The sequence below is a fragment of the Nocardia sp. NPDC059240 genome, assembly GCF_042753865.1.
GTDB lineage: Bacteria > Actinomycetota > Actinomycetes > Mycobacteriales > Mycobacteriaceae > Nocardia.
In genome coordinates, this window is the sequence record NZ_JBHZAC010000006.1 from 266,391 (window position 1) to 291,039 (window position 24,649).

Sequence of the window (24,649 nt, forward strand, 5' to 3'; positions counted from 1 at the left end):
TGGTGGTCTCGGTCGGGCCGTAACCGTTGTGGAAGGCACGAATCGTGCCGTCCGCCAACGGAACCGCCCACTTCTCGACCAGATCGGCCGGTACGGCTTCACCACCGGCGACCAGGACGCGCAGCGAGTCGAGGCCCGCCGGTCCGAAGGTGGACAGCGCGGCCGGGGTGATGAACGCGTGGGTGGCCTGCTCGCGGCGGATCAGCTCGGCGAGCTCCTCACCGCCGTAGGTGCCCGGCGGGACGACCACCAGGGTGCCGCCCTTACCGATGGCCAGCAGGAACTCCAGCATCGACGCATCGAACGACGGCGACGCGAAATGCAGTGCCCGCGAAGACGAATCCAGCGAATAGCGCTCGGCCTGCTCGACGGTGAAGTTGGCCAGACCGGCGTGGGTGACCACGACGCCCTTGGGCACACCGGTCGAACCCGACGTGTAGATGACGTAGGCCGGGTGCTCCGGACGCAGCGGGCGGACCCGCTCGGCGACCTCGATCGCGGTGTCCGCGAACGCATCCAGCTCCAGCTCGTCGAGCACCAGCCACTCGACCGAGTCCGGCATATCCGCGCGCACGGACGCCACGGTCAGACCGACCGGCGAACCGGAATCGGTGACCATGTGCGCGATGCGGTCGGCCGGGTAGTTCGGGTCCACCGGCACGAACGCCGCACCGGTCTTGGTCACCGCCCACTCGGCGAAGTACGAGTCATCCGAACGCGGAATCGCGACGGCGACCAGGTCCTCGGTACCGATGCCCCGCTCGATGAGCAAGCGCGCCAAGCGGTTCGAGCGGGCATCCAGCTCGCCGTAGGACTGACTGCGCCCCTGGAACACGACCGCCGGGGCGGCCGGATCGAGAGCGACGGCGTCGGCGATCAGCTCCGGCAGGGTGCGCGCCGGGACGGTGGGCAGGCCGAAGCGGGCCACCAGATCGGTGCGCTCGCCGGAGTCCAGGATGTCGATCGCGCCGACCCCGATCTCCGGGTTGGCGGCGACGGCCTCGAGCACTCGCACCCAGCGCTGCGCGAACCCGGCCGCGGTGGCCTCGTCGAACAGATCGGTGGCGTAGGTAAGTGCCAACGCCATGCCGGAGTCGGCGTCCGACAGGGTGAACTGGAGATCGAAGCGGGAGATGTTCTCCGCGAGATCCAGCGTCGAGACGGCCAGGCCCGGCAGTTCGATGCTGGTGCGATCCAGATTCTGGAAGGCCAGCATGACCTGGAACAGCGGGTTGCGGGCCTGCGAGCGCTCGGGGGCGAGCAGTTCGACCAGCCGCTCGAACGGCACATCGGCGTTGCCGAAGGCGTCGAGGTCGGTGTGGCGGGCCCGGTCCAGCAGATCGGTGAACGATTCGGCCGGGTCGATGCCGGTGCGCAGCACCAGCGTGTTGACGAACATGCCGACCAGGTCGTCCAGTGCGGCCTCGCCACGACCGGCGACCGGGGTACCGACGGCGATGTCGTCGCCACCGGAGAGCCGGGCCAGCAGCACCGCGAGCGCGCTGTGCATCACCATGAACAGCGACGAACCACGCTGCCGGGCAACATCTTCCAGACCGGAAATGAGCTCGGGCGACAGCGTCCGCGAGAGCGTCGCACCGCGATGCGAGGCGATCGCCGGACGCGGGCGGTCGGTGGGCAGCGCCAGCTCGTCCGGCACGCCGCCGAGCACCCGCTGCCAGTACGCGACCTGTCGCGCCATGATCGAGGACGAATCCTCTTCCGAGCCCAGCACTTCCCGCTGCCACACTGCGAAATCGGCGTACTGCACGGCCAGCGGGGCCCAGCCCGGCACCGCACCCTGGGTGCGCGCGGTGTAGGCCACCATCACGTCGCGGGCCAGCGGCGACATGGAGAAACCGTCACCCGCGATGTGGTGCACCACGACGACCAGCACATGCTCGGTGGCGACGGCGGTGCCGTCGGTGGACTGAGCCTCGCCACCGACGCGGAACAGTCGAGCGCGCAGCGGAACCTGCTCGGCCACATTGAAGCCCAGCGTCGCGAACGCGGTCACCGTGGTGACCAGATCAGCGGCGGTGACGGTGACCGGGCGCAGATCGAGCGCGATCTCCTCGGCCTGCACGACCACCTGCATCGGCGTGCCGCCGTGCTCCGGGTAACGGGTGCGCAGCGACTCGTGGCGGCGAACCACGTCGGCGACCGCGAGTTCCAGTGCGGCGGTGTCGAGTTCACCGTCGAGGCGGATCGCCAGCGGCAGGTTGTAGGCCGCCGAGGAGGTGTCGTACTGGTTGAGGAACCACATGCGCTGCTGCGCGAACGACAGCGGCACCAGCTCGCCCGGCGTGCGGGTGCGGCCCACCAGCTTGGCGCGCGAGGCGCCGTCGGCATGCGATTCGATGCGGGCGGCCAAAGCCTCGACCGTGCTCGCTTCGAACAGGGTGCGCACCGCGACGGTGGTGTCGAGCGCGGAACCGATGCGCGACACCACCCGGGTGGCGATGAGCGAGTTGCCGCCCAGATCGAAGAAGTCGTCGTCCAGGCCGACCCGGTCCAGGCCGAGCACGTCGGCGAAGACACCGGCGACGGTTTCCTGAATCGGGGTCTCGGGTGCACGGAAGGCCCGCGCCTGCACGGCCGGGGCCGGCAGCGCGCGGCGGTCCAGCTTGCCGTTGACGGTCAACGGGATCCGGTCGAGCACCACGATGGCCGAGGGCACCATGTAGGCCGGTAGCAACTCGGCGGCACCGTCACGCACGGCGTCCACCGCGGGCGCGACACCGTCGGCCGGCACCACGTAGGCCACGATCCGCTGATCGCCCGGCTGGTCCTCGCGCACGATGACCGCGGCCTGCGCGACACCGTCCTGCGCCAGCACCGCGGACTCGATCTCACCGAGCTCGATGCGGAAGCCGCGCACCTTGACCTGGTCGTCGGCGCGGCCGAGGTATTCGAGCTCGCCGAAGCGGTTCCAGCGGGCCACGTCACCGGAGCGGTAGAGGCGCTCGCCCGGGATGCCGAAGGGGCTGGCGACGAAGCGGGTCGCCGAGAGGTCCGGTCGGCCCAGGTAGCCGCGCGCCAATTGCGGTCCGGCCACATACATTTCACCCGCGACACCGACCGGCACCGGGTGCAGGCGGTCGTCGAGGACGTACACGCGCAGGCCCGCGATGGCGCGGCCGACCACCGAACCGGTGGCAGCGGCAATGGTGTCGGCGTCGAGCACCCGCACGGACACGTGCACGGTGGTCTCGGTGATGCCGTACATGTTCACCAGGTACGGGGTCGAATCGCCGTGACGCGCAACCCAATCCGACAGGCGGCGCAGCTCGAGAGCCTCACCACCGAAGATCACATAGCGCAGCGCCAACGCTTCGTCGCTCGCGGAGATCCGGTCGGCCTCGGCGAGCTGGTAGAACGCCGACGGGGTCTGGTTGAGCACCGTGACCCGTTCGCGGCGCAGCAGTTCCAGGAACTGCTCCGGCGAACGCGACACGTAGTAATCGACGACGACGAGCTTGCCGCCGTAGAGCAGCGGGCCCCACAGCTCCCAGACGGAGAAGTCGAAGGCGTAGGAGTGGAACAGCGTCCACACGTCCTCGGGTCCGAAACCGAACTCGCGATCGGTGTTGGCCATCAGCCGCACCACGTTGCGGTGCGCCACGGCCACGCCCTTGGGGCGGCCGGTGGAACCGGAGGTGTAGATGACGTAGGCGACGTGATCCGGGCGCAGCGGGCTGCGGCGGTCGGCGTCGGTGACGGGCGCGTCGGCCGCGTCCTCGATGTCACCGGCTTCGAGCGAGAAGCCGTCCAGCAGCACCTTGTTCAGGTCGTGCGGCAGGTCGACCTGCACGGTCGAGTCGGTGATCACGCTGGTCGGCTTGGCGTCGGACAGCACGTAGGCGATGCGGTCGGCCGGGTTGGTCGGATCCATCGGCACGTAACCCGCACCGGTCTTGATCACGGCGAGCAGCGCGACGACCAGATCCGCGGAACGCGGCAGCAGCACCGCGACCAGCGATTCGGGGCCCGCGCCCTCGGCGATCAGCCTGCGCGCCAGCACATTCGCGCGGCGGTCGAGCTCGAAGTAGCTGAGCTCCTCGTCGCCGAATCGCACCGCGACCTGTTGCGGGTAGGCGGCCACGGCCAGATCGAACAGGCTCGACAGGGTGGCATCGGAGTCGCCGATATCCTCGCCCGCCGACACCCAGTTCTCGGCCACATCGTGGCGTTCGCTCTCGCCGAGCAGGTCGATATCGCCGATCAACGCGGCCGGGTCCTCGGCGACCGTGCGCAGCACGCGCACCAGGCGGTCGGCGAAGGAGGCCACGGTCTCGGCGTCGAACAGATCGGTGGCGTAGTTCCACGACAGGCCCAGCGAGCCGTCGGCGCGCTCGCTCACGGTGAGCTGCACATCGAACTTGGCGGTGCCCGGGTCGAATTCGACGACCGCGAGGTCCAGACCCGGCAGCGAGACGTTCTGCGCGTCCTTCGCGCTGGCGGCCTCGAAGGTCAGCGCCACCTGGAACAGCGGGTGATGGGCCTGCGAACGGACCGGGCTGAGCACGTCCACGAGCCGCTCGAACGGCACGTCGGCGTGCGCGAAGGCGGCCAGGTCGGTGCGACGCACCTGGGCCAGCAGGTCACGGAAAGCGGTGTCCGGCTTGACCTCGCTGCGCAGCACCAGGGTATTGACGAACATGCCGACCAGGTCGTCCACCGCGCGCTCGCCACGACCGGCGATCGGGGTGCCGATGGCGATATCGGTGGCACGCGACAGGCGCGACGCCCAGGTGGCCAGGGCGGCGTGCACCAGCATGAACAAGGTCACGTCGTGCTCACGGGCCACGCCGGTCAGCGCGCGGTGCAGCTCGGCGTCGATCGAGAAGTCATGGGTGCCACCGGCATTGGTGGCGATCTCCGGACGCGTCCGATCCGCGGGCAGCTCGATCTGCTCGGGCAGATCCGCCAGCTGAGCGGTCCAGTAGGAGATCTGCTCCGCCGCGAGGGACTCCGAATCGGTTTCCGCGCCGAGGATCTCACGCTGCCACAGCGTGTAGTCGGCGTACTGCACCGGCAGCGGGGACCAGGCCGGCGCCTCGCCCTCGGCACGGGAAAGGTAGGCGGCCACCACATCCCGCAGCAGCGGGCGCAGCGAGGCACCGTCGGCGGAAATGTGGTGCAGCACCAGCACGACCACGTGCTCGGTATCGCTCAGGCTGAGGACCGTCGCGCGGAAGGGCAGTTCGCGGGTGACGTCGAAGTGGACGCTGGCGAGCTGCACGATGCGGGCGGTGAGCCCGCCCGTGGTGACCGGCTCGGCACCGACCTCGAAGTCCACCTCGGACACCGGCAGAATCCGCTGGTAGCCGTCGCCCTCGACCTCGGGGTAGACGGTCCGCAGCGACTCGTGCCGCGCCAGCACGTCACCGATGGCGGCGCGGAAGGCGTCGAGATCCACCGCGCCGGTGAGCTTCAGCGCCACCGGGATGTTGTTGACCGCGGTGCGATTGTCGAAGCGGTTGAGGAACCACATCCGCTGCTGCGCCAGCGACAGCGGCACCAGCTCCGGGCGTTCCTGCGCGACCAGCGCCGCGCGCGCACCGGTACCGACCCGCGATTCCAGCTGTGCGGCAAGGGAAGCCACCGTGGTGGCCTCGAACAGTGTGCGCAACGGAATATCGGCATCGAGGGCGGCCGACAGGCGCGCGATCACCTGGGTGGCGATCAGCGAGTTGCCGCCCAGCTCGAAGAAGTCGTCGTCCAGGCCGACCAGCTCCAGGCCGAGGACATCGGCGATGGTGCCCGCGACGGTCTGCTGCACCGGGGTCTGCGGGGCACGGTAGGTGCGAACCGCGAAGGTCGGCGCGGGCAGCTGCTTGCGATCCAGCTTGCCGGAGGCATTGAGCGGGAAGGCATCCAGCACCATGAACGCGGCCGGCACCATGTAGGCCGGAAGCTGTTCGGAGACAATCTCCTTCACCGCGTCGACATCGATCTGGCCGTCGGCGGCGACCAGGTAGGCGACCAGCTGATCACCGGTGCGCTCATCGTGACGAACCACGACCACCGACTGCGCGACCGACGGCAGCCCGGTCAGCGCCGACTCGATCTCGCCCAGCTCGATACGCAGACCACGCAGCTTCACCTGGAAGTCGGTGCGGCCCAGGTACTCCAGCTCGCCATTACCCGTCCAGGTGACGAGGTCACCGGTGCGGTACATGCGCGCACCGTCACCGAACGGGTTGGCCACGAAACGATCCGCGGTCAGGTCGGGTCGCGCCACATACCCGGTGGCGAGCTGATCGCCCGCCAGGTACAGCTCACCCGCGACACCCACCGGAACCGGCTTCAGACGCGAATCCAGCACGTAGACCTGGGTGTTGAAGACCGGCGCACCGATCGGCACCGACGCCAGGTCGGCATCGGTGACCTCGTGATAGGTCACGTCGACGGCGGCCTCGGTCGGGCCGTACAGGTTGTGCAGGCGCGCACCGGTCAGCTGCCGCAGCTTCTGCGCGGTCGGCGCGGGCAGGCCCTCACCGGAAGCGAAGACATTGGTCAGGCTGACGCATTCCGCGGCAGCGGGTTCGGCCACGAACACCGCCAGCATGGACGGCACGAAGTGGGTGACCGTGACACCCTCGCGGACGATGATCTCGGCCAGGTAGGCCGGATCGCGATGGCCGTCCGGCTTGGCGACCACCAGTCGCGCGCCGACCTGCAAGGGCCAGAAGAACTCCCACACCGACACGTCGAAGGTGGACGGCGTCTTCTGCAAGACCACGTCGTAGGCGGCCAGCCCGTACTGGGCGTGCATCCACACCAGGCGGTTGACGATGGCGGCGTGCGAGACCGCGACACCCTTGGGGCGACCGGTCGAACCCGACGTGAAGATGACGTAGGCGGTATTGCCCGGACGCAGCGGCGAAAGACGCTCGGCATCGGTGACCGGGGCATCGTCGAAGCTGGACAGATCCAGCTCGTCGATCCGAACCTGGCGCGCCTCAACGCCTTCCAGATCATCACCGGAGGTGAGCACGCAGACCGGCTGCGCGGTCTCGAGGATGTACTGGGTGCGCTCGGCCGGGTGATCCGGATCCAGCGGCACGTACGCGCCACCGGCGACGGTCACCGCGTACATGCCCGCGACGAGGTCGATGGAGCGGCGCATGCCCAGCGCCACAAACGATTCCGGCCCGACGCCTTCGGCGATCAGCCAGCGCGCGAGCTTGCGGACACGAGCCGCGAACTCGGCATAGGACAGACTTGTCCCCTCGAACGTGACGGCGGTCGCGTCGGGAGTCAGCGCCACCTGCGCCTCGAACAGCGAAACCAGCGTCGCCGCAGCGCCTTCGGTGACCTCCGGCAGCGCAGCGTCCAGCTCGAACGCGGTCTCGTTCCAACCGACCAGCAGCTTGCGCCGCTCGCAGTCGCTGAGCAGCTCGACCTCGCCGACCAGCTGGGTCGGGTCGGCGGCCACCGCGGTGAGCATGCCGACGAAGCGCTGCGCGAAGACATCCGCGTACTGCGCGTCGAAAAGATCGGTCGCGTAGACGAGTTCGGCGTCCATGGTCGAGTCGCCGTCGACGACCTCGCTCAAGGTGAGCTGCAGGTCGAACTTGGCCGACTGCTGATCCACGGCCAGCTCGGACACGCTCAAGCCCGGCAGTTCCAGGGAGGTGCGGCCGAGGTTCTGGAACGACAGCATGACCTGGAACAGCGGGTGGCGCGCTTGCGAGCGGGCCGGGTTGAGCACCTCGACGAGCCGCTCGAAGGGCACGTCGGCGTGGGCGAACGCCTGCAGATCGCGCTCGCGCACGGTCTTGAGCAGTTCGGTGAAGCTCGCGCCGGTGTCCACCGGCGAGCGCAGCACCAGGGTGTTGACGAACATGCCGACGAGATCGTCCAGGGCCTGCTCGCCACGACCCGCCACCGGAATACCGACGGCGATGTCATCGGTGCCGCTCAAACGCGCCAGCAAGGCCGCGAAGGCACTGTGCACCACCATGAACAGGGTGGTGGCATTGCTCTGCGCCACCCGGTTCAGCCCGGCGATGAGCTCGCCCGGCACCTGGAAGCGATGGGTGCCGGCGTCGTACGACGCGACGGCGGGGCGCGGCTTGGCCGACAGGCGCAGCTCGTCCGGCAGCCCGGACAGCGTCGAGGACCAGTAGTCCAGCTGCTCGGTGATGAGCGAACGCGGATCCTCTTCCGAGCCCAGCGTTTCCCGCTGCCACAGCGCGTAATCCGCGTACTGCACCGGTAATTCGGTCCAGCCGGGCGTCTCGCCCTGACTGCGCGCGATGTAGGCGGTCATCAGGTCGCGCACCAGCGGGTTCATCGAGAAACCGTCGGCGGCGATGTGGTGGGCCACCAGGACCAGGACGTGATCGTCGGCCGAGAGCCGGTAGGCGCGCAGGCGAACCGCGGTCTCGGTGGTGACATCGAAGCCCTGGGCGGCGAATGCGTAGACCGCGGCGAACAATTCGCCGTCGGTCACGTCCATGACCTCGAGCTCCGGCACGGCGCGACCGGTCGGCAGCACCTTCTGGTAGGCGACGCCCTCGTGCGACGGGTAGATCGTGCGCAGCGACTCGTGACGCGCGATCACATCCGTGATCGCGCCGCGCATGGCATCGAGATCCAATGCGCCGGTGAGCCGTACGGCTGCCGGGATATTGTTCGCGGCCGACTCCGGATCGAACCGGTTGAGGAACCACATGCGCTGCTGCGCGAGCGACAGCGGCGGGTACTCGGGCCGGGTCTGCACGGTGAGCGCCTGGCGCACACCGGTTCCCGCGTGCGATTCCACCCGCGCGGCCAGCGAGGCCACGGTCGGGGCCTCGAACAGCGCGCGCACGCCGATCTCGGCGCTCAACGCGGCCGAGAGCCGCGCCACGACCTGGGTGGCGACCAGCGAGTTGCCGCCCAGCTCGAAGAAGTCGTCGTCCACGCCGACCCGCTCGACGCCGAGCAGATCGGCGAAGATCTGCGCGATGATCTCCTCGATCGGGGTCGCGGGGGCACGGAAGCGCTTGGCCTCGAACACCGGCGCGGGCAGCGCCCGGCGATCCAGCTTGCCGGAGGCGTTCACCGGGAAGGCATCGAGGACCACGATCGCGGCCGGGACCATGTAGCCCGGCAGCGACGAACCCACGGCGATCTTGACCGCATCGAGGTCGACGACCGAATCCGGCTCGCGGACCACGTAACCGACGAGCTGATCACCGGCGTGCGCATCGGTGCGGACCACCACGACGGACTGCGCGATGTTCGGCTGCGCCAGCAGCGCGGCCTCGATCTCGCCCAGCTCGATGCGCAGACCGCGCAGCTTGACCTGGAAGTCGGTGCGGCCCAGGTAGTTCAGTTCACCGTCGGCGGTCCAGGTGACGAGGTCACCGGTGCGGTACATACGGTCGCCGCCCACGAACGGGTTGGCCACGAACCGGTCCGACGACAGGTCCGGGCGGCCGAGGTAGCCGCGCGCCAGCTGATCGCCCGCCAGATAGAGCTCACCCGCGACACCCGGCGCGACCGGGTGCAGACGCGCGTCGAGCACGTAGGTCTCGGTGTTCCAGACCGGGCGGCCGATCGGCACGAACACGGTGTCGGTGTCGACTACCTCGTGGTAGGTGACATCGACCGCGGCCTCGGTGGGGCCGTACAGGTTGTGCAGTCGGGCCCCGGTCAGCTCGCGCAGTTTCTGCGCGGTCGGCGCGGGCAGCGCCTCACCCGAGGCGAACACCTGCCGCAAACGCGGTGCGGCGACCGAGGAGTCGCCGTTCTCGTTGCCGAGGGTGGCGACGAAGACCGAAAGCATCGACGGCACGAAGTGCGCGGTGGTGATGCCGGTGTCCGCGATGACCTGCGCCAGGTACACCGGGTCGCGGTGGCCGTCCGGCTTGGCGACCACCAGTCGCGCACCGGTCTGCAAGGGCCAGAAGAACTCCCACACCGACACGTCGAAGGTCGCCGGAGTCTTCTGCAGCACAGCGTCGTCGGCGTCGATCGGGTACTCGTGCTGCATCCACAGCAGGCGGTTCACGATCGCGCCGTGCTCGACGGCCACACCCTTGGGGCGGCCGGTCGAACCGGAGGTGAAGATGACGTAGGCGGTGTGCTCGGGCCGGATCGCCGCGCCCCGTTCGGCATCCGTGAGCGGAGCGTCGGAGTAGGCGTCCAGGTTGAGCGAATCCACCTCGAGCACCGGCACATTGCGGCCGGTGACGAAGTCGTCGCGGCCGGTGGTCAGGATCGCGACCGGCCGCGCCACATCGAGCACGTAGTCGATGCGCTCACCCGGCTGATCCGGATCCAGCGGCACGTACGCGCCACCGGCCTCCAGCACCGCGTACATGGCCACGACCAGGTCCAGCGAACGCCGGATGGCCAGTGCCACATGCGATTCCGCGCCCACACCCTGCGCGACGAGCTTGCGGGCCAGCTTGTGCACCCGCGCCGAGAACTCGGCGTAGGACAGACTCGTCCCCTCGAACTCCACGGCAGGCGCATCGGGGCTGGTCAGCGCCTGGGCCTCGAACAGCGAAACCAGGGTTCCCGGTTCGATGGCATGCGAGGTGTCGTTCCACTCCTCGAGCACGTGCTCGCGCTCGTCCGCCACCAGTAGATCGATGTCGCCGAGCGGCAGCTCCGGATTCGCCACCACGGCGGCCAGGATCAGATCCAGCCGGTGCGCGAACGCCTCGATGGTCGACTCGTCGAAAAGGTCCAGCGCGTAGGAGATCTCGGCGGACATGCCCGCGTTCTCCCCGCGGTCGTCCTGCGCCTCCTGCAGGGTCAGCTGCAGATCGAACTTGGCCAGACGCGCGTCGTAGTCGATGCCGTTGACCGACAGCCCGGGCAACTCCAGACTCGCCTGCCGGGTGTTCTGGAAGGTCAGCATGACCTGGAACAACGGATGCCGCGACTGCGAACGCGACGGGTTGAGCACCTCGACCAGCCGCTCGAACGGCACGTCCGCGTGCGCGAAGGCATGCAGGTCGGCGTCGCGGGAGCGGGCCAGCAGGTCGGCGAAGGTCTCGGAGCCGTCGACCTCGGTGCGCAGCACCAGGGTGTTGACGAACATGCCGATCAGGTCGTCGAGCGCGGCCTCACCACGACCGTGCACCGGGGTGCCGATCGCGATATCGGAGGTACCCGAGAGCCTGGCCAGCAGCACCGCCAAAGCGGAGTGCATGACCATGAACAGCGAGGCATTGTGGCGGCGACCCAGATCCACCAGCGCCTGCTGAGTTTCGGCGGAGATGGCGAACGGGTAGGTCCCACCCTGGTAGCTGGCCACGGCCGGGCGCGCCCGGTCGGCGGGCAGCACCAGCTCATCGGGCAGATCGGCCAGGGCGTCGGCCCAGTAGCGGATCTGCTTGGCGATCAACGACTCCGGATCTTCCTCGGAGCCCAGCACCTCACGCTGCCACAGTGCGTAGTCGGCGTACTGCACCGGCAGTTCCGCCCAGGCGGGGGCCTCCCACGAGGTGCGCGCCGCGTAGGCGACCATCACGTCACGCGCCAGCGGGCCCATCGACCAGCCGTCGGCGCTGATGTGGTGAACGACCATGCCGAGGATGTACTCGGTCTCGCTGAGCTCGAAAAGCGCCGCGTGCAACGGCACTTCGTCGGTCACGTCGAAGGCCATGGTGGCCAGCTCGACCAGGTGATCGATGAGGTTGGCGTCGGTGACCGGCACCGGCGTCAGGTCCGGCACGATCTGCGCGGCATCCAGCACCCGCTGCACCGGGCCGTGCACGGTCTCCGGGAAGACGGTGCGCAGCGACTCGTGGCGGTCGATGACATCGATGACCGCGACCTGCAGCGCCGCGATATCCAACTCACCCGACAGGCGGATGGCCACCGGGATGTTGTTGACCGCCGACGCGGTGTCGAAGCGGTTGAGGAACCACATGCGCTGCTGCGCAAGCGAAAGCGGTACCTCGCTGGGCCGCTCGCGAGCGACCAGCGCCTTGCGGCCGCCGTCACCGACATGCGATTCCACACGCGCCGCCAGGGCTTCCACGGTGGCGGCCTCGAACAGCATGCGCACCGGGACACGAGTATCGAGCGCGGTGCCCAGCCGGGTCGCGACCTGGGTGGCGATCAGCGAGTTGCCGCCCAGCTCGAAGAAGTCGTCGTCCACGCCGACGCGCGCGATGCCGAGCACCTCGCCGAAGATCTGGGCGACGATCTCCTCGATCGGCGTTGTCGGAGCACGGAATTCGCGGACCTCGAAGCGCGGCGCGGGCAGCGCCCGGCGATCGAGCTTGCCCGACGCGTTCACCGGGAACGCGTCCAGCACCATGATCGAACCCGGCACCATGTACGCGGGCAGGGTGCGCTGCAACGAGGTCTTGACCCCGTCCAGATCCACCGGGCCGCGGGTCACGATGTAGGCGACCAGCTGATCACCGGCGACCGTGTCGATGACCAGCACCACGGCCTGCTGCACCTTGGGGTGATCCAGCAGCGCGGTCTCGATCTCACCGAGCTCGATGCGCTGACCGCGGAACTTCACCTGGAAGTCGGTGCGGCCGATGTAGTCGATGACGCCGGGATCATTGTGGTTCCAGCGCACCAGGTCACCGGTGCGGTAGAGCCGGGTGCCCGGCTCGCCGTACGGGTTGGCGACGAAACGCTCGGCGCTCAGGTCCGGGCGGCCGAAGTAGCCGCGCGCCACCTGCGCGCCACCCAGGTACAGCTCACCCGGGACACCGGCGGGCACCGGGCGCAGGCCCTCGTCCAGCACGAAGGTCTGTGCGTTCCACACGGGACGGCCGATGGGCACCGAGGTGACCACGGGCGCGTCGATGGCCGCGTAGGTGGCGTGCACGGTGAACTCGGTCGGGCCGTACAGGTTGTGCACGGCCGCGGTGGAGAAGCGGCGGAAGGCCGTCACAGTGGCGGGCGGCAGCGCCTCACCGGCGACGAGAACTGCACGCAGGGAAAGGCATTCGGCGGCCGAGGCGCTGGAGGCGAACACGCTCAGCATGGACGGCACGAACGAGGTCATGGTGACCCGGTGGCGTCCGATGACCTCGGACAGGTACATCGGATCGCGGTGCCCGTCCGGCGCGGCGATGACCTGCTGCGCGCCCACGGCCAGCGAACCGAACAGCTCCCACACCGACACGTCGAAGGTGACCGGCGTCTTCTGCAGGATCACATCGGTGTCGTCGATGTCGTATTCGCCGGTGATCCAGGCGATCTGGTTGAGCACCGCGGCATGCGGCACGGCCACACCCTTGGGGCGGCCGGTCGAGCCGGAGGTGAACAGCACGTAGGCGGCATTGCCGGCCCGCAGCGGAGCCACCCGGCCCGCGTCGGTGACCGGGGCGTCGCTGTAGTCGCCGAGATCCAGCGAATCCAGGTGCAGCACGGCACAATCCGAGGATTCCACCGCATCCATCGCGGTGGTCAGCAGCACCACCGGCTCGGCGGTGCGCAGCACGTAATCGGTGCGCTCGGCCGGGTGATCCGGGTCGATCGGCACGTACCCGCCACCGGCGGTCAAGGTCGCGTAGATGGCGACCAGCATGTCCACCGAGCGGCGAATTCCCACCGCCACCAGGGACTCCGGGCCCACGCCCTCGTCGATGAGCTTGCGCGCCAGGCGATTCACCCGGCCGGCGAACTCGGCGTAGGACAGCTCCTCGGCCGGGCCGAACATGCTGCCGCTGCGCTCGCCCGGATCGAAGATCAGGGCGGTGGCCTGCGGGCGGATCCGCACCTGCTGCTCGAACAGGTCGAGAACCGTTGCCGCGGTGGGTAGCTCGCGCTCGGTGTGATTCCAGGCGTGCAGCACGGTCTCGCGCTCACCCGAACCCAGCACGTCGATATCGCGCACCACCGTCTGCGGCGCGGCGACGGCGGTCTCGAGCACGCGCAGGTAGCGCTGCCCGAATTCGGTGACGGTCGCGGCGTCGAACAGATCGGTGGCATACGACAGCACCACCGACAGCCCGGCCGGCGCACCGACCAGATCGCGCTGTTCGGTCAGCGTCCACTGCAGGTCGAACTTGGCGATATCGACCTCGAGCTCGTCCGCGGAGACGGTGAGGCCGGGCAGCTCCATGGAGCCGTGCGACATCTCCTGGAACGACAGCATGACCTGGAACAGCGGATGCCGGGCCTGCGAACGGGTCGGGTTGATGACCTCGACCAGCCGCTCGAACGGGACATCGGTGTTGGCGAAGGCCGCGAGGTCGGTCTCCCGGGTGCGGGCCAGGAAATCGGTGAAGCGTTCCGCCCCATCCACTTCCGAGCGCAGCACCAGGGTGTTGACGAACATGCCGATCAGGTCGTCGAGCGCCTGCTCGCCACGACCGGCGACCGGGGTACCGATGGCGATATCGCTGGTGCCCGACAAGCGGGCCAGCAGCACGGCCAGCGCGGAGTGCATGACCATGAACAGCGAAACACCCTGGGCGCGAGCCAGAGCCGCGAGCCGGACGTGCAGTTCCGCCGGGATCTCGAAGGTGACGCGGGAACCGTGGAAGCTCTGCACGGGCGGGCGCGGACGGTCGGCGGGCAGGTCCAGCTGATCCGGCAGCCCCGCCAAACTCTCACGCCAGTGCGTGATCTGGCGTGCGGCCATGGACTCGGCATCGGATTCCGCGCCCAGCACCTCACGCTGCCAGATGCTGAAGTCCTGGTACTGCACCGGCAGCGGAGCCCACGCGGGCTCCTGCCCGGCCACGCGCGCCAGGTAGGCGGCGGTCATGTCGCGCGAGAGCGGACCGAACGAGAACCCGTCCGCCGCAATGTGATGCACGACGAACGCGACGGCCAGATCGACGTCGCCCGGCTCGTTCGCGAGCCGGAAGACCCGCACCCGGATCGGCAGCTCGGTCGACACGTCGAACCCGGTGGAGGCGAATGCCGCCAGCGCGGAGGGCAATTCGGCCTCGGCGAGGTCGGCGACCTCGATGCCCAGCTCCACCTCGGACATGGGCAGCACGCGCTGGAAACCGCCGTCCCCGGACTCGGGGAAGATGGTGCGCAACGATTCCTGGCGCGCGACCACATCGCTCAGCGCCAGCTGCAACGCGTCGACATCGACCTCGCCGCGCAACCGCACCACGAACGGCAGGTTGTAGGTCGGGACGTTCGGGTCGAACTGGTTGAGGAACCACATGCGCTGCTGCGCCAGCGACAGCGGCACCCGCTCCGGACGCTGCTGCGCGACCAGCGGCGGACGCGCCGAAACATCGGACGGCCCTTCGGCTTCCACCCGCGCGGCCAGACCGGCGACGGTCGGGCTCTCGAACAACGCACGCACACCCAGCCGGGTGCTGAACGCGGCCGAGATGCGGGCCACCACCTGGGTGGCGACCAGCGAGTTACCGCCCAGATCGAAGAAGTTGTCGTCGACGCCGACCCGCTCGTGGCCGAGCACATCGGCGAACACGCCCGCCACGATCTCCTCGGCGGCGGTGCGCGGGGCCCGGTAGCCGGCGGCGTCCGCGCTGAACACCGGGTCCGGCAGGGCCTTGCGGTCCAGCTTGCCGGAAGTGTTGAGCGGGAACGCGTCCAGCACCATGATCGATGCCGGGACCATGTAGGTCGGCAGCTTCTCGGCGACGAAACGGGTCAGTTCGACCGGTTCCACCGACTGGCCGGGCTTGGGCACCATGTAGGCAACCAACTGCTGACCGGTGGCGGTATCCATCACCAGCACGGCGGCCTGGCTGACGGCCGGATGTGCGAGCAGGTCGGTCTCGATCTCGCCCAGCTCGATGCGCTGGCCACGGAACTTGACCTGGAAGTCGGTGCGGCCGATGTACTCCAGCGCGCCGGACTCATTCCAGCGAACGAGGTCACCGGTGCGGTACATGCGCTCGCCGGAGCTGAACGGGTTGGCCACGAAGCGATCCGAGGTCAGATCCGCACGGCCCTTGTACCCACGCGCCAGCTGACGGCCCGCAAGATAGAGCTCACCCGAGGCACCGACGGCGGCGGGCCGCAGGCGCGAATCCAGTACGTAGACTTCGACATTCCACTCGGGCAGACCGATCGGCACCGTGACGGTGTCGGCGGCCGTGTTCTCCCAATAGGTCACCGAGACCGCGGCCTCGGTCGGGCCGTACAGGTTGTGCAGCCCCGCGTCGGTGATCTCGCGGAACCCCGCGCCGGTCTCCGGCGGCAGCGCCTCACCGATCACGAAAACGTAGCGCAGCGAGGCACATTGGGCCCGCGTCGCGTGCGAGACGAACACCGTCAGCATGGACGGCACGAAGTCGGTGACCGTGACACCGTGCCGCTCGATCATCTCGGCGACGTACAGCGGATCGCGGTGGCCGTCCGGGGTGGCGACGATCAGCTTCGCGCCCACCAGCAGGGGCATGAAGTAGCCCCACAGCGACACGTCGAAGGTGGTGGCCGTCTTCTGCAGGTACACATCGTCGGCGGTCATCGGATACTCGTCGAGCATCCACAGTTCTTGGTTGACGATGGCGTGGTGGGTGACCGCGACGCCCTTGGGACGACCGGTCGAACCCGAGGTGTAGATGACGTAGGCGGTGTTGTCCGGCCGCAGCGGGGCCACGCGATCCGCATCGGTCACCGGCTCGTCGGAGAACGCCGACACGTCGAGCGCGTCGATCTCCAAGCGCCGCACCGACTCCGGCAGTTCCAGCTCGTCACGCGCGGTGGTCAGCACGCAGACCGGTCCCGCGGACTCCAGGATGTAGGCGGTGCGATCGGCCGGATGATCCGGATCGATCGGCACGTACGCGCCACCGGCGCGCAGCACCGCGTGCATGCCCACCACCAGGTCCAGCGAACGCCGCATGCCCAGGGCCACCAGCGATTCCGGCCCGACACCATCGGCGATCAGGAAGCGGGCCAGGCGGTTCACGCGCGCACCGAACTCGGCGTAGGTGAGCTGCTCACCCTCGAACTCGACAGCGATCTTGTCCGGCGTCAGCGGAATCTGCTTGTCCAGCAAGGCCGGAAGCGTGGTGACCGGCACCTCGTGGCCGGACTCGTTCCACTCCAGCAGCGTCTGGACGCGCTCGTCCTCGGTGGTGATCGGCAGACCCCACACGGTCTGCTCGGCCCCCGCCGCCAGGAAGCGATCGAAGAACTCCAGGAACCGCGCGTGATGGCTGCGCGTCTCACCCTCGGAGTACAGGTTGGGGTTGGTCTCGAAGTCGATGTGGTTCCGGGTGCCCTTCACCGACTGGTAGAAGTTGACGCCCAGATCCTCGATGGAACCGGTGGACAGCACGCTGTATTCACCGGTGAGATCGCCCAGCACGACCTCGTTGTGGAACAACATGATGTTGACCCACGGACCGAAGAACTGCGAGCCGATCTCGCCGTTGAAGTCGCCCGCGCTGTCGCGGCGAATGTCCTCGGCGCGGTAGCGCTGGTGACGCAGGGCGCCGGACACCGAAACCGTCACCTGCTGCAGCAGCTCGGCCACGGTGGTGCCGTGCCCGACCCGCAGGCGCAGCGGCACGATGTTCGAGGTGGCACCGCCGGAGCGACGCATGATCGCGGTCGTACGCGCGGTCACCGGCAGGCTGAGGATGACGTCCTCGCTACCGGTCCACTGCGCAAGGTAAGCGGCGAAACCCGCGATCAGCAGTCCGGCGGGCGAGGATTCGTGGCGTGCCACGGCCGCGTCCAGCAGCGAAGCCTGATCCTCGTCGAGCGCACCGGTGGCGATCCGGTTGACCGCGGCCGGCGGCGCGGACCGCCCGGCCAGGCTGGTGCCGTCCTCGAGCCCGGCGACCCGCTCGGCCCAGTACTCCTTGTCGGCCTTGAAGCGGCTCGACTCGCGGTAGGCGAATTCCTGCTCGACCAGGGTCGGCAGATCGGTCAGCTTGTGCGGTGCGGGCTCTTCGCCCCGGACGTACGCGGTGTACAGCTCCGCGGTCCGGGTCAGATAGGTCACCGCGCCGAAGCCGTCAAGCACGATGTGGTGAATTCGGGCGTACCAGTAGTAATGGCCCTCGGCCAGTTTCACCATGGCCGTCTTGATCAGACGGTCCCGGGTCAGGTCCAGCGGGGCGCTGTAGTCGGCGCGCATCCACTCCTGCGCGGCCGCGGCCGGATCGGCCTCACCGCTCAGATCGACGTGGTAGATGGTGCGATCCAGCGAGTGATCGACCATCTGCATGGGCTCACCGTCGCGTTCGACAATGCGCAGGAAGCCCGACCCGAACTCCTCGGAGCCCTTCACCATGGCGCGTTCTAGCAACTCGATGTCGAGTTCGCCGCGCAGCTCGATGTACTGCGCGATATTGATCGGTACCTGCGGGTCCAGGTGCTGGGAGTACCAGATACCGAGCTGCGCGGGAGACAGCGGGAAGAGATCGCCCGACCCCGGTGCGATTTCGCTTCCAGCTTCGCCGTTGCTGCCGAAATCCAGCCGGTTCAACCCAAACCTCGCTTCCGAACACCGCTACCCGCAGCGTTCCCCGCCGAAAACCCGAACAGGACGCCACAGCCGCTTCAGCGTGGCGTCCAGTGTTCGGGGCTCACTTCACCGTAAATTGAGACTCCCTGGGGTATCCCCCCAGCTGGCCGATCTTGTTACATGGGCACGACCACACCCACCGGCGGTTGCCGGGTCACAGTCGCGATTCTGGTGACGGACACTCGGTCCAATCTACCGTCAGCGCGCAAGCCGATACCAGAAAGGGCCATAGCCCTTAGCTATCATCGCATTTCGGCCGTTCAGCCAGTGATCTGCGACCTATCGCGTGCAGGATCGTACAGGTGTGACTGGGCGCAGTTCACCGATTCGGCCAGGGCTTTTCCGACCAGGATCACGGCGGCTTGCCGCAGGTCGGCGGCCTCGACCCGGTCCGCGATATCGGTCAGCGTGCCCCGCAGGACCTGCTGCTCGGGCTGTGTCGCCCGGTAGACGACCGCGACCGGGCAATCCGCGCCGTAGTCCGGAATCAGCTCCTGCGCGAGCGTCCGGATGCGAGTGATGGCGAGATGCAAGACCAGGGTTGCCCGGGTGCGCGCGAAGTTGGCCAGCGACTCCGATTCGGGCATAACGGTCGAGCGGGCCTGTGTGCGAGTCAACACAACGGACTGCACCTGCTCGGGCACGGTCAGCTCCGCGCCCAGCAGTGCCGCGGCCGCCGCGTACGCCGGAACACCCGGCGTCACGTCCCACGCGATCCCCAGCGCGTCCAGCCGCCGCTTCTGCTCGGTCAGCGCCGAATATATGGACGGATCCCCCGAGCACAGCCGCGCGACATCCTTACCCTCGGCATGCGCCCGCGCGCAGTGCGCGATGATCTCGTCGAGATCCAGCTTCTGGGTGTCGATCAGCTCGGCCTCGGGCGCGCAGTACGCCAGCACCTCGGGATCCAGATAGGTCCCCGCGTACAGGCAGACCGGCGATCGCCGCAGCAACTCCACCGCCCGCACGGTCAGCAAGTCCGCCGCCCCGGGCCCGGCTCCGATGAAGTGCACAGTCACGGGCCGAGTCTGGCACAGGTCAGCCGCTGACCTCGAAGTTGGTCAGGACCTTGGTGGCGCGCAGGCGTACCACCAGCTCACCGGGAACGGCATTGCGCTTGCCGAATTCGTCGGCGCGCTCGGCACCCATATAGCGGGCCGCGATATCGGTCGCCGTGCGCAGCAGCTCGTCGGGCTCCTCGGAGACCTTCGCCACGCCCTGCACCTGAACGAAGGAGTAGGGCGGTTCGGCCATGTCCACGCACAGGGTCACCCGGCCATCGCGCAGCAGCCAGCGCCCCTTGGCGGTGTCCTTGCCGGTATTGAAGACGATCTCGTCGTCCTCGAGGACGAACCAGATCGGGGTGACCAGGGGGCGGCCGTCGGCGGCGATGAACGCCAGCTTTCCGGTCCGGGTGCCCTCGTTGAGGAAGTCGCGCACACGCTGATCGGACAGTGAGGTCATGCCGGTCACGCTACGACCTCAGATGGCCCCGCGCTCGCGAGCCCTGGCCACGGCGGAGGTTCGCGACTTCACGCCGAGCTTCGAATAGATATGGACCAGATGGGATTTGACGGTGGTCTCCGACAGGAACAGGCGCTTGCCGATCTCCCGGTTGGAGTGCCCGTCGGCGACCAGCCGCAGCACCTCGATCTCGCGCGGGCTCAGCGTGGTGTCCGGCTTGCGAACCCGGGTCATCAAGCGGGAGGCCACCGATGGGGACAGCACGCTCTCGCCCTCCGCGGCCGAGCGGACGGCGGCAAGCAGTTCAGCGGGCGGGGTGTCCTTGAGGATGTAGCCGACCGCGCCCGCCTCGATCGCGCCGAGGATGTCGGCGTCGGTGTCATAGTTGGTGACCACCAGCACATTCGGCGGGCTGGGCAGATCGCGCAGGGCCGCGGTGGCCTCCGCGCCGGACTTGCCCGGACCGAAGCGCAGGTCCATCAGCACCAGGTCGACGGGAGTGGTCGCGCAGAACGCCACGGACTCTTCGGCGGTGGCCACCTCGCCCACGACTTCGATGTCGTCGGAATCGGTTTCGGCGACGCCGGAGTCCAGCAGGGCGTGCAGGCCCGCGCGGACGATGGCGTGATCGTCGGCGAGGAGGATTCGGATCATTGGTCCTCCAAAGGGAACAGAACGGTGACGGCGGTGTGGCCGGGTTCGGATTCGACGTCCATGGTGCCGCCCTGCTGTTCGACCCGGCTGCGCATGGCATTGAGACCGAAACTGCCGGAAGGGGATTCGGCCAGCACCGCCGGTTCGATGCCGACGCCATCGTCCACCACGTCCAGGTGCACGGCGTCATCGGCGTAGGTGAGGGTGATGCGCATGCGCCGAGCGTGGGCGTGCCGCACCACATTCGAGACGGCGCCCTGCGTGATGCGCACCAGCGCGGCCTCGATCGGCATGGGCAGCCGCTGCGGGTCGCCCTCGACGAGTACCTGGGCGTCGAGATCGGGGGCCGCGGCCCGCTCGGCGATGCGGTTGAGAGCGCCCGCGAGGGACTGCCCGTCCAGCGGCGCGGGCGTGAGTTCGGCGATCAGCTGCCGAGTTTCGACCAGACTGTCGGCCGCGGTCTCCCGCGCCAGCCGGATTTTCTCCAGCGCGGGATGTTCCGGGGCGGCGCGCTCGACGGCGTGCAGCAGCAGCTGAATACTGCTGAGCCCCTGGGCGACCGTGTCGTGGATCTCCTGGGCCAGGCGCTCGCGCTCGGCCATCTTGCCCGCGGTGCGTTCCTGTTCGGCGAGAGTGTTTCTGGTGGCGAGCAATTCGTCGATGAGCCGCTGCCGTTCGGCGGCCTCCGCGAACAGCGCCTGGTAGCCGAGCCCGATGGCCACCGCCACCAGCGCGCCCAGCAGCGGGCCGATCACCCCGGCCACCGTCCAGCCGCGATGCGCGGCGAACCCGACCACCGACACCACCGTGGTCACCAGCACCGCGAGCAGGCCCCAGTTGCGCGGCAGCAGATGCAGATACAGGAAGAAGAGGCCGAACACGAGATAGACGGCCAGCGGCGCGACGATCACCAGCCCCAGCCACAGCAGCGTCAGCACGCCCAGCCAGATGCGGGCCGCGAACAGATTGCGGCGGAATCGCCCGCCGGTGAAGTAGACGCCGAGGAAGACGCCCGCGAGCACGATCACCAGCGCCGGATGCGAGCCGGTGAGGACCTCCTGCACCGCCACCACGACGGTGAGCGCCACCACCATGGCATGCAGGCCGACCTGCAGGGCGGAGAAGACCGGGGTCAGCGGGGAGCGGTGCACGCGACCAGCTTATGCCCGGCTATTGCCGCGGCATCCATCGAAAGTAGGAAACGCCGCCCTACCCATTGCCGAAGCGAGAACCTCCCGCTCGACGATGGTTTCGGGGTCGGACACGGACAGAGTGGAGTCATGTTCGTTGCACTCCGAGATCTGCGGGCCGCCCGCGGCCGCTTCCTCCTCATTTCCCTGGTGGTCACGCTGGTCGCGCTGCTGGTGAGCTTTCTCAGCGGCCTGACCGCCGGACTGGCGCACCAGAACATTTCCGCCGTCCAGGCCTTGAACACCGACACGGTCGTGTTCTCCGACACCGGTTCGTCCCCCTCCTTCGACGCCTCGACGCTGAGCACCGAGCAGGTGCAGGCCTGGCAGCAGGCGGGCGGCACCGTCGACCCGATCGGCATCAGCCGCACCCGCGCCACGCTGGGCGGCGAGTCCCCCACCCAGGTGGCACTGTTCGGCGTCCAGGGCACCCCTTTCGGCAAGCGCGTGGCAACCGATCCGGGTTCGGTCATTCTGTCCAAGGCCGCGGCCAAGGACCTGAAGGCCGCGACCGGTGACACCGTCGAGCTGGGTTCCGCGTCCTACACCGTGCAGGGCGTCACCGACGACGACTGGTACGCGCACACCCCCGTGGTATGGATGACGCTGGCGGACTGGCAGTCCCTCAATCCGCACGCCGGCGCGGCCACCATCCTCGCGGTGTCGGGTGTCAGCGATCAGAGCGCGCTCAATGCCTCCGCGCACACCACCACGACCAGCACCAAGGATTCGCTGTCCGCGATGGCGTCCTACAAGGCCGAGAACGGCTCGCTGACGCTCATGACGGTGATGCTGTTCGCCATCTCCGCGTTGGTGATCGGCGCGTTCTTCACGGTCTGGACCGTGCAGCGCGCTCCCGATATCGCCACCCTCAAGGCACTCGGCGCGACCACCGGTTCGCTGGTTCGCGATGCCCTCAGCCAGGCGCTGATCGTGCTGCTGCTGGGCGTCGGCGTGGGTGTCGGCATGACCGTGCTGGCGGGCGCATTCATGGGCGGCGCAGTGCCTTTCGTGCTCAGCGTGAGCACCACCCTGTTCCCCGCCGCCGCCCTGATCGTCCTCGGCCTGCTGGGCGCGACCTTCGCCCTGCGCTTCCTCGTCACCACCGATCCCCTCACCGCCCTGAACCAGGCCCGCTGATGACCACGGTTCCCTTGTCTCCCAGGAGCATCGCGATGACCAACACCCTCACCGTCTCCGACCTGACCCTCACCTTTCCCGACGGCGCGGACCGCATCACCGCGCTCGATCACGTGCACCTGCGCGTGGCGGGCGGCGAGATCGCGGCCATCACCGGACCTTCCGGCTCGGGCAAGTCGACCCTGCTGGCCACGGTGTCCACGCTGCTGCGCCCGGAGTCGGGCCGTGTCGAGCTCGAAACCGCCTCGGGCACTCTCGATCTCGTCGGTCTGAGCCGCCGCGATGCCGCCACCCTGCGCCGCGATTCGATCGGCATCGTGTTCCAGCAGCCGAATCTGGTGCCCGCGCTGACGGCCCTCGAACAGCTCGAGGCCATGGTGCATCTGGGCCAGACCTGGTTCGTCTCCCCCGCGCGGCGACGCGAAGCCCGTTCGCGTGCACGGGATCTGCTGGGCGCGGTGGGGCTCTCGGGTCACGAGAACAAGCGACCCGGTCAGCTCTCGGGCGGTCAACGGCAACGCGTGAACATCGCCCGGGCCCTGATGAACGATCCGTCGCTGCTGGTCATCGACGAACCGACCAGTGCCTTGGATCAGGAACGCGGCGCGGCCATCATCGAACTGATCGTCAATATCGTGCGCTCGCACGGAGCGGCGACTTTGCTGGTCACCCACGACCTTTCGCATCTGGATCAGATGGACAGCGTCTACCGAATGGTCGACGGCGTGCTCACTCCGCAGCAGGCCGCGCTCGCGGCGTAACCGCCCGAGCGGCCCGGTCCCGAATCCGAAGAATTTCCCGGACCAATTCTTCGGGTTCGTGGACCGTGAAATCGACGTCCAACTCCAACAGGCGATGCGCGATCCACAGCGGCAGATCCTCCCGCCGCATATCCAGCACACACGCCGAATCACCGCGGGCCGCAACCTCTCCCGGCCCCTCCCCCAGCCGACCGATCACCTTGTCCGCGGGCGCCTCGATATCGACCAGGAAGCGCTGCGTCGACAACCCCCAGTCGGTGCGCTGACCGACAACGTAAGCGGCGGGATCCGAAGCGGGTAGCTCGCGCGCCACGAACCGCGCACCGGTGGCCTGCACCCGCTCGATCCGATCGACTCGAAACACCCGCCAATCGTCTCGCTCCAGATCGAATCCCACGAGATACCACCGGTGTTTGTGCGGCACCAATCCCACCGGCTCGATATTGCGCCGGGATTCGGCCCCCGACGCCGACAGATACGCGAAACGAACCCTCTCCCTATTGGTTATCGCGGCCGCAAGAGCGGTGAGCAACTCGGGATCGATAGGGTTTGCGCCCGCGCCGGGCGTGACAGTGGCAACCCCCAGAACCCGAACCCGCCGCCGCAATTTCGCAGGCAACACCTGCTCGAGTTTGGCGAGCGCCCGCACCGACGCCTCCTCGATCCCCGCAATCGACGCCCCCGCCGCCGCCCGCAGCCCAACCGCAATAGCGACCGCCTCCTCGTCATCCACCAGCAACGGCGGCATAGCGGCCCCCGCAACCAGCCGATACCCACCCGCCGCCCCCATGCTGGCTTCGACGGGGTACCCGAGCTCCCGCAACCGATCGATATCGCGCCGCACGGTCCGATCGGTCACCCCGAGCCGTTCCGCCAGTTCACTTCCGGGCCATTCCCGCGGAGTCTGCAACAGGGACAGCAGCCGCAGCAGCCGTGCCGGGGTATCGCTCATGACCTCCACCCTCCGCTCGAAGTAGGACCAGGCTAGTCCTAGATACCCCTGGCATGCCAATCAATAATTGACCGATCGGTCTTGATAG

At 68.5% G+C, this 24,649-nt stretch carries 8 protein-coding genes (1 of these 8 running past the window's edge); 2 read left to right on the plus strand and 6 right to left on the minus strand.

The window, feature by feature from the left end; translation table 11 throughout:
- The 5 genes from ACFXHA_RS23430 to ACFXHA_RS23450 form a co-directional block, all read right to left on the minus strand.
- On the minus strand, positions 1 to 18,361 hold the beginning of the coding sequence (locus ACFXHA_RS23430; protein WP_379360094.1) for a non-ribosomal peptide synthase/polyketide synthase. It extends 25,496 nt beyond the left edge of the window; only the first 18,361 of its 43,857 coding nucleotides appear in the window; its start codon is at positions 18,359 to 18,361; the stop codon falls past the left edge of the window.
- 299 nt (positions 18,362 to 18,660) lie between these two features.
- Positions 18,661 to 19,419: a precorrin-4 C(11)-methyltransferase gene (gene cobM / locus ACFXHA_RS23435; RefSeq protein ID WP_379360096.1), complete on the minus strand. Its 759-nt coding sequence runs from the start codon at positions 19,417 to 19,419 to the stop codon at positions 18,661 to 18,663.
- 19 nt (positions 19,420 to 19,438) lie between these two features.
- The gene (locus tag ACFXHA_RS23440) at positions 19,439 to 19,864 is read right to left on the minus strand and encodes a PPOX class F420-dependent oxidoreductase (protein ID WP_379360098.1); all 426 of its coding nucleotides are present in this window, start codon (positions 19,862 to 19,864) and stop codon (positions 19,439 to 19,441) included.
- A gap of 18 nt (positions 19,865 to 19,882) precedes the next feature.
- Entirely contained in the window at positions 19,883 to 20,518 is a 636-nt protein-coding gene (locus ACFXHA_RS23445) for a LuxR C-terminal-related transcriptional regulator (protein WP_379360100.1), read from the minus strand.
- Positions 20,515 to 21,669, minus strand: a complete 1,155-nt coding sequence (locus ACFXHA_RS23450; RefSeq protein WP_379360102.1) for a sensor histidine kinase — start codon at positions 21,667 to 21,669, stop codon at positions 20,515 to 20,517. Before ACFXHA_RS23450 ends, ACFXHA_RS23445 begins: the two co-directional genes overlap by 4 nt.
- Before the next feature lie 129 nt (positions 21,670 to 21,798).
- Here ACFXHA_RS23450 and ACFXHA_RS23455 point away from each other — a divergent pair, with 129 nt between their 5' ends.
- Both ACFXHA_RS23455 and ACFXHA_RS23460 read left to right on the plus strand, forming a co-directional pair.
- On the plus strand, positions 21,799 to 22,848 hold the full coding sequence (locus ACFXHA_RS23455) for an ABC transporter permease (protein ID WP_379360104.1): 1,050 nt from the start codon (positions 21,799 to 21,801) through the stop codon (positions 22,846 to 22,848).
- Positions 22,849 to 22,883: 35 nt separating this feature from the next.
- A complete protein-coding gene (locus ACFXHA_RS23460; RefSeq protein ID WP_379360106.1) occupies positions 22,884 to 23,609 on the plus strand; it encodes an ABC transporter ATP-binding protein in 726 nt (241 codons plus the stop codon).
- On the opposite strand, the gene ACFXHA_RS23465 is transcribed toward ACFXHA_RS23460, so the two are convergent.
- Complete coding sequence (locus tag ACFXHA_RS23465) at positions 23,578 to 24,561, minus strand: helix-turn-helix transcriptional regulator (RefSeq protein WP_379360108.1); 984 nt, start codon at positions 24,559 to 24,561, stop codon at positions 23,578 to 23,580. The genes ACFXHA_RS23460 and ACFXHA_RS23465 overlap by 32 nt on opposite strands.
- Between the last annotated feature and the right edge of the window lie 88 nt (positions 24,562 to 24,649).

Bases quoted from the DNA above. Each gene is read 5' to 3' on its own strand.
- ACFXHA_RS23440 (WP_379360098.1), bottom strand. From the start codon at position 19,864: ATGACCTCACTGTCCGATCAGCGTGTGCGCGACTTCCTCAACGAGGGC.
- ACFXHA_RS23455 (WP_379360104.1), top strand. From the start codon at position 21,799: ATGTTCGTTGCACTCCGAGATCTGCGGGCCGCCCGCGGCCGCTTCCTC.
- ACFXHA_RS23460 (WP_379360106.1), top strand. From the start codon at position 22,884: ATGACCAACACCCTCACCGTCTCCGACCTGACCCTCACCTTTCCCGAC.
- ACFXHA_RS23445 (WP_379360100.1), bottom strand. From the start codon at position 20,518: ATGATCCGAATCCTCCTCGCCGACGATCACGCCATCGTCCGCGCGGGC.
- ACFXHA_RS23465 (WP_379360108.1), bottom strand. From the start codon at position 24,561: ATGAGCGATACCCCGGCACGGCTGCTGCGGCTGCTGTCCCTGTTGCAG.